The sequence below is a fragment of the Variovorax sp. J31P179 genome, from assembly GCF_030316985.1.
GTDB lineage: Bacteria > Pseudomonadota > Gammaproteobacteria > Burkholderiales > Burkholderiaceae_C > Variovorax > Variovorax ginsengisoli_B.
Window position 1 is genome coordinate 522403 of record NZ_JASZYL010000001.1, and the last position, 13246, is coordinate 535648.

Annotated in this window: 14 protein-coding genes; 4 read left to right on the forward strand and 10 right to left on the reverse strand. The window is 69.2% G+C overall.

Features of this window, described 5'->3' with window-relative positions; all coding sequences use genetic code 11:
* The first annotated feature begins 29 nt into the window (after nt 1-29).
* The 4 genes from mgrA to QTI17_RS02525 all read left to right on the forward strand — a co-directional run bounded on the left by mgrA (nt 30) and on the right by QTI17_RS02525 (nt 3126).
* Nucleotides 30-1070 (forward strand): L-glyceraldehyde 3-phosphate reductase, encoded by a 1041-nt coding sequence (gene mgrA, locus QTI17_RS02510; protein WP_286530798.1) that lies wholly within the window; start codon nt 30-32, stop codon nt 1068-1070.
* Between the two features lie 122 nt (nt 1071-1192).
* Entirely contained in the window at nt 1193-1450 is a 258-nt protein-coding gene (locus QTI17_RS02515; RefSeq protein ID WP_286530799.1) for a helix-turn-helix domain-containing protein, read from the forward strand.
* 3 nt (nt 1451-1453) lie between these two features.
* Entirely contained in the window at nt 1454-2749 is a 1296-nt protein-coding gene (locus QTI17_RS02520) for a M16 family metallopeptidase (protein ID WP_286530800.1), read from the forward strand.
* A 116-nt stretch (nt 2750-2865) separates the two neighbouring features.
* Nucleotides 2866-3126: a hypothetical protein gene (locus QTI17_RS02525; protein ID WP_286530801.1), complete on the forward strand. Its 261-nt coding sequence runs from the start codon at nt 2866-2868 to the stop codon at nt 3124-3126.
* Nucleotides 3127-3149: 23 nt separating this feature from the next.
* On the opposite strand, the gene QTI17_RS02530 is transcribed toward QTI17_RS02525, so the two are convergent.
* Genes QTI17_RS02530 through QTI17_RS02575 form a run of 10 tightly spaced genes read right to left on the reverse strand, consistent with a single transcriptional unit; the run spans nt 3150 to nt 13066 of the window.
* Nucleotides 3150-3569 carry a DUF3830 family protein gene (locus QTI17_RS02530; RefSeq protein ID WP_286530802.1) on the reverse strand — a complete coding sequence of 140 codons (420 nt, stop codon included), beginning with the start codon at nt 3567-3569 and terminating at the stop codon, nt 3150-3152.
* 20 nt (nt 3570-3589) lie between these two features.
* A complete protein-coding gene (locus QTI17_RS02535; RefSeq protein ID WP_286530803.1) occupies nt 3590-5098 on the reverse strand; it encodes an amidohydrolase family protein in 1509 nt (502 codons plus the stop codon).
* Nucleotides 5095-6147, reverse strand: a complete 1053-nt coding sequence (locus QTI17_RS02540) for an ABC transporter substrate-binding protein (protein ID WP_286530804.1) — start codon at nt 6145-6147, stop codon at nt 5095-5097. Before QTI17_RS02540 ends, QTI17_RS02535 begins: the two co-directional genes overlap by 4 nt.
* Nucleotides 6148-6191: 44 nt before the next feature.
* Nucleotides 6192-6971 carry an ABC transporter permease gene (locus QTI17_RS02545; protein ID WP_286530805.1) on the reverse strand — a complete coding sequence of 260 codons (780 nt, stop codon included), beginning with the start codon at nt 6969-6971 and terminating at the stop codon, nt 6192-6194.
* Entirely contained in the window at nt 6968-7858 is an 891-nt protein-coding gene (locus QTI17_RS02550) for an ABC transporter ATP-binding protein (protein ID WP_286530806.1), read from the reverse strand. Before QTI17_RS02550 ends, QTI17_RS02545 begins: the two co-directional genes overlap by 4 nt.
* An 8-nt stretch (nt 7859-7866) precedes the next feature.
* Nucleotides 7867-8985 (reverse strand): cyanuric acid amidohydrolase, encoded by a 1119-nt coding sequence (gene atzD, locus QTI17_RS02555; RefSeq protein ID WP_286530807.1) that lies wholly within the window; start codon nt 8983-8985, stop codon nt 7867-7869.
* Complete coding sequence (gene allB, locus QTI17_RS02560; RefSeq protein ID WP_286530808.1) at nt 8982-10442, reverse strand: allantoinase AllB; 1461 nt, start codon at nt 10440-10442, stop codon at nt 8982-8984. Before allB ends, atzD begins: the two co-directional genes overlap by 4 nt.
* Nucleotides 10443-10459: 17 nt before the next feature.
* Entirely contained in the window at nt 10460-11251 is a 792-nt protein-coding gene (locus QTI17_RS02565; RefSeq protein ID WP_286530809.1) for an SDR family NAD(P)-dependent oxidoreductase, read from the reverse strand.
* A 22-nt stretch (nt 11252-11273) separates the two neighbouring features.
* Nucleotides 11274-12317: an ABC transporter substrate-binding protein gene (locus tag QTI17_RS02570; protein WP_286530810.1), complete on the reverse strand. Its 1044-nt coding sequence runs from the start codon at nt 12315-12317 to the stop codon at nt 11274-11276.
* A gap of 2 nt (nt 12318-12319) precedes the next feature.
* Nucleotides 12320-13066, reverse strand: a complete 747-nt coding sequence (locus tag QTI17_RS02575; protein ID WP_286530811.1) for a cysteine hydrolase family protein — start codon at nt 13064-13066, stop codon at nt 12320-12322.
* Between the last annotated feature and the right edge of the window lie 180 nt (nt 13067-13246).

Sequence of the window (13246 nt, forward strand, 5' to 3'; positions counted from 1 at the left end):
CGATCGTTCCTTTCCTTGATGTCCTCCGCATGACCTACCTTGCCTCCCCCACGCGCTACGACGATATGCCATACCGCCGGGTCGGCCGCAGCGGCCTCGTGCTGCCGGCGATCTCGCTGGGCCTGTGGCACAACTTCGGAGACAGCACGCCCCTGGAACTCCAGCGCCGGCTGTTGCGCACGGCCTTCGACCACGGCATCAACCACTTCGACCTCGCCAACAACTATGGCCCGCCCTACGGCAGCGCCGAGGCCAATTTCGGGCGTCTGCTGCGCGAGGACTTCAAGGCGCATCGCGACGAACTGGTCATCTCGACCAAGGCGGGATGGGACATGTGGCCCGGGCCGTACGGCAAGGGCGGCGGCTCCCGCAAGCATGTGCTGAACAGTCTCGACCAGAGCCTGCAGCGACTGGGCATCGACCATGTCGACATCTTCTACTCGCACCGTTTCGATCCCGAGACGCCGCTGGAGGAAACGGCCGGCGCGCTGGCGCAGGCGGTGGGCCAGGGCAAGGCCCTCTACATCGGCATCTCCTCGTACTCCGCAGGCAAGACGCGAGAGATCGCCGGGTTGTTGCGCGAATGGAAGGTGCCGCTCCTGATCCATCAGCCGTCCTACAACCTGCTGAACCGCTGGGCCGAGAAGGATCTGCTGGCGGCGACCGACGAGCTGGGTGCGGGCGTGATCGCATTCACGCCGCTGGCGCAGGGCTTGCTGACCGACAAATACCTCGACGGCGTGCCCGCCGACGCGCGCGTCCATCGCCCCGGCGGCGGCTCGCTCAAGCCGGAGCATCTTTCCGAAGCCAACGTCGGGCGTGCGCGTGCGTTGAACGTCATCGCCCAGCGGCGCGGGCAGACGCTGGCGCAGCTCGCCCTGGCCTGGACCTTGAGGGACCCGCGCGTGAGCTCGGCGCTGATCGGCGCCAGCCGGCCCGAGCAGATCGTGGACAACGTCGCGGCGCTGCGGGGCCCGGCGTTCACCGCGCAAGAGCTGGCCGAGATCGATCGCCATGCGGTCGAAGGCGGCGTCAACCTGTGGGAGAAGCCGTCGACGGATTACGCCTGACGGGCGATTTCATGTGAGTGCTTACTCATTGAGCGAGCTAGGAGAAATATGGAGAGCCCGCAGGGCGGCCGGTTTCGGGTGCAAGCACTGAAGCAGGCCGCAGGCCCAGCGACAATCCACCCATGACCCAAGGCAAGCGCATCTCTGCAGACATCGGCGGCGACGCCTTGCAATCCATCCGGGATCTGGGGGCGGCGGCCAGGCTGGCCCGAACGGCGGCCGGGGAGGGCCAGGCCGCCGCCGCCGCGCGCCTGGGCGTGCATGTGCAAACCATCGGCCGCATCGAAGCAGGGGAGCCCGGCGTGGCCATCGGGCACGTGCTGGGCCTGCTCGCGCTCTACGGCATCGGCGTCAGGCTGCAGCGGCCGGCGGGCGGCTGAACCATGACCCTTCACACGCTTGCGAACGGGGTGAGGCTGCTCGCCATCCCCATGCCCCATGTGCAGAGCGCCAGCGTGGGGGTGTTCCTGCGCGTCGGCTCCCGCGACGAGACGCCGGCCACCAACGGCATCGGCCATGTCCTGGAGCACATGGCGTTCAAGGGGACCGCAACCCGCTCGGTGCAGGCCATCAACCTGGACGCGGAACGGCTGGGCGCGGATGTCAACGCGTTCACCGGCAAGGACAGCACCGGCTACTTCATGACCGGCCTGGGCCGCCACGCGGAGCAGCTGCTGCGCATGACGGCCGACATCGTCCTGAACAGTACATTTCCCGACAACGAATTGCAGCGCGAGCTGGAGGTGATCCGCCAGGAGGCCATCGAGTACGAGGAGGACCCTGAGGATTGCTCCAGCGACCTGCTCGACCGCGCCATCTGGGGTGACGACCCGATGGGCATGCCGGTGATCGGCACCATCGGCAACATCGAAGGCTTCACCCGGGACGACCTGGTCGGCCACGTGCAGTCCCGCTACGTCGCGCAGCAGACCGTCGTTGCCGCGGCCGGCAACTTCGACGTCGAAGCCTGGCTGGCGCTCGTCGGGGAACTCTTCGCAGCGATGCCCGCGTCGGCCGACCTGACCGTCTCGCGACCGCCGGAGCCGGCAAGGTATGTCGGCCAGGCCATGGCCCGGCGCTTCACGCAGGTGTCGCAGGTGTTCCTGAACATCGCCTACCCGCTGGCGCCCGCGCGGCCGGAGGAGATGTCGCAGCCGCGCTGGCGCCTTGCGGCTGCGCTGGCGGCCAACCTGTTCGGCGGCGGGATGTCGGCGCCCCTGGTCGACACCGTCCGGGAGCAGCTCGGCCTGGCCTACACGGCCCATTCCACGGTGGACAGCGGGGACGTCTGGGCCAACTTCGCGGTGCATGCGGTCACGACCCCGGACAAGCTCGACGCGCTGGTGACCGCGACCGGCCGCCTGCTGCGGGCGCAGGCCACGGCCATCGATCCGGTGCACCTGGAGCGGGCGAAGAACCAGTTGACAGTGTCCCGCGTGCGCGCCGGAGAGCGGACCTACGCGACCATGGAGCAGGCCGTCGAAGAGCTCTTCGCCAGCGGACGCGTGACGCCGATGGCCGAAGCGATCGCCATGATCGACGACATCCGGGCGGACGAAGTGCGGGCGGTCTTCGAGCGGATGCTGGCCCACCCTCCGGCGCTGGCGATCACCGGCAAGGGCGCCAGCGTGCGAGGCGCCCGACAGCTGGCGGCGCGCCTGGTCGACGGCGCCCGCTAGCATCCGCTAGCGGCCGGACCCGATCGCGCTGAGCGGATGCGCCCGGGTGTGCCGAAACGCACAGACAGCCGGGCGAGTTCACGGAAAAATGGGCCCAGCTCTTCAGGAGACGGACCATGAACTCCATCGATCGGCAACTGGCGCGGACCCCCACGCGGGCGCTGCAGAAAGCGCTGATGGCGCTGGGCGTCGCCCTCGCAGCGCTCGTGAGCGCGATCGTGCTGGTCCTGAATCCGCAACCGTTTCCCTATCCGTCGCAGGTGCCGCTCGCCTGCAGCGTGGCCGACACGCACGGATCGCCCAAGGTCGCCATGGTGCGGAACACGAGCTCCGTTTCCAGGCGCACCGATGACGTTGCCGATGCCCGGTGTGCGTGAGGCTGACCTGGAAATCCGGGCACCTAGCCAGCTTCGTCCAGTTCGAACAGCACCTCCTGCGCGCCTTCCCACAGCACCTTGGTGCCGAGCGCGCGCAGGTTCTCCTTGCCCTCGACGATCGTCAGGAAGTGGTTGCCGGCGAGCTGGCCCATCTTGCTCGCGAAGCTGCAGGCGCCGTAGGCCAGGATGATCTCGGTCTCGCTGTAGCCGCCGGGGTAGAACAGGATGTCCCCCACCGAGGGGTGGCTGGTGTGGTTCTCGAAGCCGACGCCGAGCCGGAAGTCGCCCAGCGGCACCCAGCAGCCTTCGCCGCTCCAGCGCACGTGGATGAGCCGCTGCCGATAGGGAAGCAGCTTGCAGAACGCCGCCACGGTGAGTGGTGCGTCGGGATGGGTGACGGCGACGAAGTCGAAGCCGCCGGCGGTGATCTTGATGCGGGTCATGTCTCGGTGTTTCCTGGAAGTCAGCCGCAGCAGCCGCCCATGCGGCCGTCGCGATAGAAGGGGGCAAGGTCCTGCGCGAGCGCGGCCACGGTGGCGCGCCAGCCGCCGTGCGCGGCGTCGGCGGCCAGGGCGGCGCGCGTGCGCGCGAGCAACTCGGCGCGCAATGCGGCCTCGTCGATGCCGGTCACCCGGCCCGCCTCGACCACGGTCCGGCCGCCGACGATCACGTCCGCGATGTGCGTGCCGTTGCCGCGCGCCAGCAGCAGCGCGAGCGGGTCGGTGTCGGCGAACAGGGCATCGTCATCGAGCGCGTCCCAGTCCAGCAGCACGATGTCGGCCGGTGCGCCGGGGGCGATCCGGCCGTTCGACAGTGCGGCGGCGCCCGACACGCTGCGGGGGCCGTTGCGCGACGCGAAGCCCCAGAGCTGCCCCGGCGTCATCGTCGTGTCGAAGCCCCAGCCGCGGTGCAGCGCATAGGCCAGGCGCGCCTCGCGCAGGGCGTCGTCGTCTTCGTCGAAGGCCATGCCATCGAGCCCCATGGCCACCCGGCAGCCCTGCGCGAGCATCTCGGGCAGGGGAGCGATGCCGGACTTCAGGCCCAGGTTCGAACTGGTGTTGACCGCGATGGTCGCGCCGCGTTCCGCGATCAGTGCCAGCTCATCGGGCCGCGCCCAGGCGCAATGCGCCAGGGTGAGGCGCGGGCTGAGCAGCCCGATGCTGTCGAGGAACTTGACGATGCCGCCGGGATGCACCCGGTCGGCCCATTGGCGCTGGTACCGGGTCTCCAGCAAGTGCATGTGCACCGGCCGGCCGGTGTCGGCCGAAGCCCGCGCAATGGCTTCGAGCAGGGGCGTGCTGCACCATTGCACGGCGCTCGGGCCGTACTGCACGGCGACGTGGTCGCCCGATCCGTCGTCCCGCACCATCGCGGCAACCTCGTCGACCAGCGCGAGCTGCTGCGCGGGCGCCACTGGCTGCACGGCGAGCCGCTTCGCGACCGCGTCGCGGATGCCCGGGCGCAGCGCGCCCAGTACCGTGGCGTCGTCGCAGTAGGCGATGCCGTTGCGGTCGCGCATGGCCACCGCGAAGCCGATGCGCACGCCGACGTCGCGCGCGGCCCGTGCCACGGCGCGCGCCTCGTCCACGTAGGGCATGCCGCCCTGCACCCGGGTGTAGTGCACCATGAGGTGGGCGACACCATTGCGCACCGAGCGTGCGAACGATGTCGCGGCGCACAGGTACGGGTCCATGCCCGGCACCACGCCGAGAAAGGGCAGCCAGCTTTCCAGCGGCTGGTTGAACGCGCCCAGCGTGGCGCTGCGAAAAGTGCGCGCGTGGTCGTGGGCGTTGGCGAGCGCGGGCAGCGCCAGCCTCCGGCGGCCGCTGCCCGCGCCCGGCCGTGCCTCGATGGAGGCCACGCGCCCATTCGCCAGGCCGACGCGCACATCGCGTCGCGCGGGCTCCGCGCCCGGGTCGGCCAGCAGCCAGTCGCAGTCGAGAAAGGCGGCGTCGGTCGCGGGCGTCGTCATGGGGCCGCCACCCTGCGCTCGGCCAGCGGCGGCAGGAAGCGGCGGTCGAAGACCTCGGCAGCGGTCGGCACGCGAGGCAGCTCGAACGCTTCCTGCACCTGGATGAGGGAGCGCGCGAAACGCGCATCGCTGACGTCGCCCAGGCCGATGGCGGCGGCTTCGGGTGTCAGCATCACGGTTTTCAGGGTGTACATGAGGCGGCGTTTCTCCAGGTCCTTGTTCAGCAGCGGCTCGCGCTTCATGAGTGCGGCGATCGCGGCGTCGGGGTTGGCGATGGTATCGCGCAGTCCCTTGTGGATGGCGCGCACCAAGCCCGCGACGGCCTGCGGTTTGTCCTTGACGAGCTTCTGCGACACCAGCACGCCGTTGCCATACAGCTCGACGCCGAGGTCGCCGTAGTGGAACCAGCGGATGTCCTTGTCGGGGTCGATGCCCTGCGCCACCAGGTTCATGTAGCTGGTGACCGAGAACACCGCCGACCCGTCGACGTGGACTTTCAGCATCATCTGCTCCTGCAGGTTGGGCGCCACGTTGGTCCATTTGACCTTGGCCGCGTCGACGCCGCCCTTGCCCGCGATCACGGGGAACATCCGTGAGGCCGCACCGCCGGCCACCGTGCCGAGCGTCTTGCCTTCGAGGTCCTTCAGCGTCCTGATCGGGCTGGTCGACTTCACGATCAGCGCGAACGGCGCCCGGTTGTAGATCATGTAGACCATCACCGGCGCGGTGCCCGGCTTGGCGACGGCGTTCTGGATGATGGCATTGACGTCGCCGAAGCCGGCCTGGTAGGCACCGGCCATCACCTTGGTCACGGCGGCGGCCGAGCCGTCGCCCTGGTCGATGGTGACCGCCAGCTTTTCCGCGGCGAAGTAGCCCTTGTCCTCGGCCAGGTAGTACCAGGCGTGGATGCCCTGCAGCTTCCAGTCGAGCACGAACTTGATGGGGGTGACGGGCTGCGCCGCGGCCGGGCGAACCGGCAGCCCCGCGGCGAGCGAAGCCAGTGCGGCGAAAGCGAAGGCCGCGGCGCGGCGCGAAAGACGGTGGTGCATGAAAGCTCCAGGATGGGATGAGGAAGGAAGGGGCCGCGACAGGCTCATGCCATCGCCATGTCGGTCTTGCGCTGCGCCCAGCCGGTCATGCGCTGTTCGACCAGCGAGGACACGGCGTAGAGCGCCACGCCCATCGCGGCCAGCAGGAAGAGCCCGGCGAACACCATCGGCACGTCGAAGTTGCCGCTGGCGATCATCATCACGGTGCCGATGCCCTTGTTCGACGCCACGGTCTCGGCCAGCACGGTGCCGACGAAGGACAGCGTGATCGCGATCTTGAGCGAGGCGAACAGATAGGGCAGGGTGCGTGGCAAGCCGACGTTCCAGAGGATGTCGCGCTTGCGGGCGCCGAGCACGCGCAGCACGTCCTCCAGTTCGGGCTCGGTGCTGGCGAGTCCGGTCGCCACGTTGACCACCACCGGGAAGATGCTGATCACCATCGAGGTCAGGATCGCCGGCACCGTGCCGGCGCCGAACCACACCACGAACAGCGGCACCACCGCCACCTTGGGGATGCTCGAGAAGCCGACCAGCAGCGGATAGGTGACGTCGTAGGCGAGCCTGGACGAGCCGATGCCGACGCCGATCACGATGCCCGCCAGCACGCCGAGCACGAAGCCGGCGAACGTGGTGTAGAGCGTCTGCACCGCATGCGGCCACAGCAGCGACATCTTGTCGATCAGCACGTTCGCGATCTGGCTCGGCCGCGGCAGGATCAGGTCGGACACGCCGAAGGCCAGGCAGGCCAGCTCCCACAGCAGGAAGAAGCCGACCAGCGCGCCGGCGGACAGCAGGCGCTGGCGGGTTCGAGGGGAAAGGGTCATGCCGCCACCTCTTCCAGAGAGGCGGCCGTGGCCGTGGCCGCGACCGGCGGCGTGGCATCGCCGTCACGCCGCGCATCGGCGATGCGCATGCGCAGCTGCTGCACCAGCGTGGCGAACTCGGGTGCATAGCTGCTTTCCAGCGTGCGCGGCCGGACAAAGCCGACCTCGCGCGTCTCCAGGATGCGGCCGGGCCGCGAGCTCATCACGCAGATCCGGTTGGCCAGGTAGGCGGACTCGCGCAGATCGTGCGTCACCAGCAGCACCGTGGGGCGCCGGTCCATCCACAGCGTCTGCATGATGTCCCACAGCTCCTCGCGCGTGAACTGGTCGAGCGCGCCGAAGGGCTCGTCGAGCAGGAGCAGTTCCGGGTCGTGCACCAGCGCGCGGCACAGCGACGCGCGCTGCAGCATGCCGCCCGACAGCTGCCAGGGCCGCTTGTCGCCGAAGCCCTTGAGCCCTACCTGGGCGAGCAATGCCTCGACGCGGTCCTTGTACTCGCCGTGCTTCTTCTTGCCGAAGTGCCGGCGGAACGGCTCGACGATCTTGAGCGGGATCATCACGTTGTCGCGGATGGTCAGCCACGGCAGCATGGTCGGGTTCTGGAACGCGAGGCCGATGCGCAGGCGCGGTGCCTGCGAGGCGTGCGCGCCGCCACCGGGCAGCGTGCCGGCCGCACCGACTTCGCGGCCGCCCGCGATCACGGCGCCTGCGCTGGGCCGCAACAGGCCGGCCACCAGCTTCAGGATGGTCGACTTGCCGCAGCCGCTCGGGCCGACCAGCGCCACGAAGTCGCCCTCGTCGATGCCGAGCGTCGTGTGGTCCAGGGCGACGGTGCCGCCGCCGTAGCGCAGCATCACGTCGGAGAGTTGGATGTAGGCGTTGCCCATGGCAGCTTTCAGAAGGAGGGAATGGCGAAGATGGCGGCCACCGGCCCGCCGCCGGGTGGCCCCTGGTGTTCGGCACCGCCCGACACGTAGAGCGCCGTCGACCCGACCACCGAAGCCAGCACGCCGCCGACGGCCGCACGCGCGTGCCGCGTCGAGTGGATGTCGGAGTCGTTGAGCATGGTGTGGCGCGCCTCGCGCACGAGGCCGCTGGGGCTGGCTTCGGCCTTGGCCAGCAGGTTGACCAGCCGGCTTGCGACGAGATCGGCATCGGCCTCCGGGTCGAGCCCGAAGCGCTCGCGCAGCATGCGGCGCACGCTGTTGCCGTCGATCGCGTCCTGCATCACCGTATGCGCGATGCGAAAACGCGAGGCACTGCCGGCCGCCTCGCCGAGCACGATGACCACGTTGCCGTCGAGTTCGATTCCGGCCGAGCACGAAGCCCGCGCCGAATAGAGCGTGCTGTCGCGCAGGATCGCCGCCTCGTCGACCGCCGCGCACTCGCCCAGGGCGAGGCCGACGCCGAGCGCCGAGGCGCCCCGCGACCAGGCCATCGACTCGTAGGTGTCGCGCGTGACGGTGGCCGCGCCGCTTTGCTGCGCCGCACGGACCTTGGCGGAGGTGAGCAACGGGCACTTGACCTGCACGAAGTGAACGTCCGCCGCGTCGTCGATGCCGGCATCGCGCATCGCGGCTTTTACCGCCTCGGCGGTGGCCTCGACCTGTGCCATGCGCCCGAGCTCTTCCGGGGCGAAGTCCCGTGTGTGCGCGATCCCGACCACCAGGCGCTTCTCGTGCGTCGCTTCAGCCGCGTCGGCCGGCCCGCGCGCGAACACCGTGAAATGCGGCGACAGCACGCCCTCGGTGCCGCCCGACATCACGAGCGCCACGCGTCCATGTACCTGCGCGGCCGTGCAGTCGAGGTGAGGCGCCAGGAAGTGGCACCAGGCCGTGGCCGCGAAGTCGCGCGTGTGGTCGTTCACGCAGCCGTTGCCTTCGGTCTTTCCCATCACGGCGATGATCTGCCGGGGGTCGAGGCGCCTCGCGTCGACCAGCGCCTGCACGCCCGACAGGTCGGCCGGCCCGTCGCAGGGAACGCGGAACACGTCGACCTTCTGTGCGGCGCTCACAGTGCATCCACCAGCGGTTTGGCGTTCGCCGGAATGCCCTCGGGCGCCTCGACGATGGCGCTGCTGTAGTGCGCCATGTTGCGCGGCTTCGCAGCCGGCATCTGCTGGATGCCCTTGACCGACCGGCCCCAGCCCGCCGCGTCGGCGACGAGCTTGCCGTCGCGCATCACGAAGCGTCCGCGCAGCAGGGTGTGAAGCGGATAGCCTTGCACCGACCGGCCGTTCCATGGCGAGATCTTGCTGATGCTCTGCAGCTTGTTCTGCGACAAGGTGCCGGTGCGCGCCATGTCGACGACCGCGATGTCGGCATGGGCACCGGGCGCGATCACGCCCTTGGTGCCATACAGCCCCCAGGCCCGGGCCGGCGCCACCGAACTCCAGCGGACATAGTCCATCAGCGAGGCGCGGCCGCGATTCACCTCGGTCAACATCAGCGGCATCTGCGTCTCCACGCCCGGAAAGCCGCAGTCGCATTCCCAGATGCTCTCGCGCGTCTTTTCTTCGGGTGTGTGCGGCGCGTGGTCGGTCGCGATCATGTCCAGGGTGCCGTCCATCAGTGCGTCCCACAGCGGCTGGTTGTGGCGAGGCTCGCGGATCGGGGGGTTCACGCGCATCACGCCACCGAGCTTGCGCATGTGATCGGTGTTGAGCAGCAGGTACTGGGGGCAGGTCTCGGCCGTGACGTCGACGCCGCGGCGCTTGAACTCGCGCAGCAGGTAGAGCGAATCGGCCGCGCTGTGGTGCGCGATGTGCACGCGCGCGCCGGTCCACTCGGCCAGCGTCAGCACGCGGTTGATGGCCTCGATCTCGGCCACCGCCGGGCGGGCCGCCAGGTGTGCCATCGCGTCGATGCGGCCGGCGTCCTGCAGGCGCTTCTGGCGCCGGAAGAGAATCGACGAGTTCTCCGCATGCACCACCGTGCGGATGCCCAGCGGCGCGAGGATCTCGAAGCCTTCGAGCAGCGCGCCGTCGGTCGGTGCCGGCAGGTTGCCGAAGGTGTTGCCGACGAAGGCCTTGAAGCTCGTCACCCCGGCGTCGAGCAGCGCTTCGAGCTGGTCGATGCTCTCGTCGCCCAGCAGGCCGTGGATGCCGAAGTCGCAATACGACGACTCGGCCGCCTTCAGCTTGATCCGCAGCGCCTCCACCGTGCCGGTCGGCGGGTGGGTGTTGGGCATCTCGAAGACCGTGGTCACGCCGCCCATCGCGGCAGCGGCGGAGCCGGTCTTCCAGGTCTCCTTGTTCGGATAGCCGGGGTCGCGAAAGTGGACGTGGCTGTCGATGGCGCCGGGCAGCAGGTAGAGGCCGTCGGCGCGCATCTCGGTGCGCGCGGGCGGCATGGTGTCGTCGTGGCCGACGGCGACGATGTGCTCGCCGGCAATCGCCACCGAGGCTTCGATGATCTGGTCCGGCGACACCACGCGGGCGCCGCGGATGACGAGGTCGACTTCTCTGGTCATGGGATGTCCTCGCGCGGTCAGAGTGCGGCCCAGCCGCCGTCGACGGGCAGGTCGACACCGGTGATCTGGCGCGACACCTCGCTCGCCATGAACAGGCAGGCGTTGGCGATGTCGGCATCGGTGGAGACGCGCTTCAGAGCGTAGTCGGCGGCATGGCGCGTCATGGCTTCTTCGAGCGTGATGCCCAGCTTCTCGGCCATGTTGGCGCAGACCTTCTCGCGAAAGCGCGGGCCGTCCACCATGCCGGGCGCGACGTTGTTGACGTTGATGTTGTAGGGGCCGGCTTCGAGCGCAAAGCTCTTGGTGATGCCGCGCAGGCCCCACTTCGAGGCCGAGTAGGCCAGCCGGCCGGCGCGCCCGCGCAGGCCGAAGGTGCCGCCGACGTTGACGATCTTGCCGCTGCGGCGGGCGATCATCGACGGCAGGATGGCGTGGATGGTGTTGAAGCAGCCGGTCATGTTGAGCTGCACGATCTCGTTGAACTCTTCGGTGCTGGTTTCCCAGCCGGTCTTTCCGATCGGGCCCGAGCCGCCGGCCACGTTGACCAGCACGTCCACATGGCCGAAGGCCTCGAGCGCGTGCGCGGCCAGCGCCTCGGTCTGCGCGGCCACGGTCAGGTCGCAGGGCACCACGATGGCCTGCACGCCGAGCGCGCGCGCCTCGGCGGCCACGGGTTCGATGGCGGCGGTGTCGCGGCCGGCCAGCACCAACCTGGCGCCTTCGCGCGCGAAGGCCAGCGTCACGGCGGCGCCCATGCCCTTGGCGGGGCCGGTGATGAGGGTCACCTTGTCTTTCAGTTGCAAGTCCATGTCGGGGGTCTCCTGTGCGGGTTCAGTGGGTGGTGGTGGCGGAAGGGCGATCGGCGCGGGCCGGCAGAAAGCTGCGGTCGAAGATCTCGCCCGGCTCGGGCGTGCGCGGCAGCGCGTTGGCTTCGACGACGATCGCGATGTCTTTCTTCAGCCGCGCGTCGTCGACGTCACCGAGGCCGATGCGCGCGATCTCGGGGTGGCTCATGTCGTTCTTCAGCGTGGCGAGCAGCTTGTCCTTCTCGACCTCGCGCTTGAGCAGGGGCTCGCGCTGGATCGCATGGTCGACGCCGGCATCCGGGTTCGCGATGACTTCCTTCACCGCGCGGTTGAGCGCCTTCACGAAGCCGGCCACCGCCTTCGGGTTCTCCTTCACGAAGCGCTTCGAGAAGAACACCGTGTTGGCATAGAGGTCCATGCCGTAGTCGCCGTAGCGGATGAAGCGCAGGTCCTTCGCCGGATCGAGCCCCATGCCCTTGGCGCTGAAGCTGACGGTGGTGACGTAGCCGAAGCCGGCGTCGATCTGGCCGCGCGAGAGCATCTGCTCGCGCAGGTTGGGCGCCATGTTCGTGACGTTGACCTTGGCGGCGTCGATCCCGGCGATCTTCGCGAAGGCCGGAAACAGCTTGAGTGCGCCGTCGTTGGCCGGGCCGCCCACCGTCTTGCCTTCGAGGTCCTTCGGCGTCCGGATCGGGCTGTCGCTCTTCACCACGAGCGCGAACGGCGGCGTGTTGTAGAGCATGTAGACGCCCACCGGGGCGTCGGCGGGGCGCCGGGACGCGAGGTCGACCAGCGCATTGATGTCGCCGAAGCCGGCCTGGTAGGCGCCGGCGGCCACCTTCGGGATCGACGCGGCCGAGCCTTCGCCCTGGTCGATCGTGACGTCGAGCCCTTCTTCCTTGAAGTAACCCTTGTCCTGCGCCAGGAAGAACCACGCCTGAGGGCCTTCGTATTTCCAGTTCAGCACCAACTTGATCGGCACTTGCGCCAAGGCCGGCTGCGCGGCCAGAGCGAGCGCGAGCGCGAGGCCGCAGGCGGACAGCAGGGCGTGCGGGAGAGGGAATTTCATGCTCAAGACTCCTTGGTTCTGGAAGAAGAGGTGGAAGAAGCGACTCGAAGCGCGTCGAGCAACGACGCGGCACTGGCGACGAAGCCGTGCAGCAACTGCACGATGTAGAGCACGCCCTTGGTCACGTAGGCCGGCGACGGCGTGCTGCAGGCGTCCTGCAGCAGCACGCAGTCGTAGCCGAGGAAGTTGGCGTCCTGCAGGGTCGAGAACACGCAGCGGTCGGTGTTGATGCCGGTGAACAGCAGCGTCGTGATGCCCTGCTGGCGCAGCAGCGTGTCGAGTTCGTTGTCCCAGAAACCGCTCAGGCGATGCTTGTGCACGCTGATGTCGGATGGCGCCACGGACAGCTCGTCGACGACTTGCGCGCCCCAGGAGCCCTGTACCAGCGAGGGGCCATGGTCGAGCGGCGAGTGCTCGGCATAGCCCACGCCATCGGCCGTGCGCTTGCCCTTGAACTGGACCGTGGGGGCGAGGTTGCGCTTGTCGGCGCGGATGCCCCAGTTGAGCCACACCACCGCGCCGCCCGCATCGCGCCAGGCCGGCAACAGCGCTTGCAGCACCGGGATCGGCTTGCGCGCGGCCTGGGTGCCCAGGCCCTTCTGAGCGAACCAGCCTTCGGCGTGGCAGAAGTCGTTCTGCATGTCGACCACCAGCAGCGCGGTGCGCGCCAGGTCGATCTCGACGGCCTGCGGCGCGGCGTCGGCGATCAGCAGCGGCCGCGGCTCGCGTGCCTTGCGCACGAAGCTCACGCGGTTGGCATCCTGCAAATGCCAGGCGTTGTGCGCGGCGGGGCCGAACGATGCCCTCGAAGGAGGCAAGCTGGGCGCCAATCTGGGGCGTGGGGGACGCGGAGGGGCTTTCATGCCCGATGTCATGCACGCGACGTGCCCGGGAGTGCGCCACCATGACGCTTTATCGCGTTCGCTGCG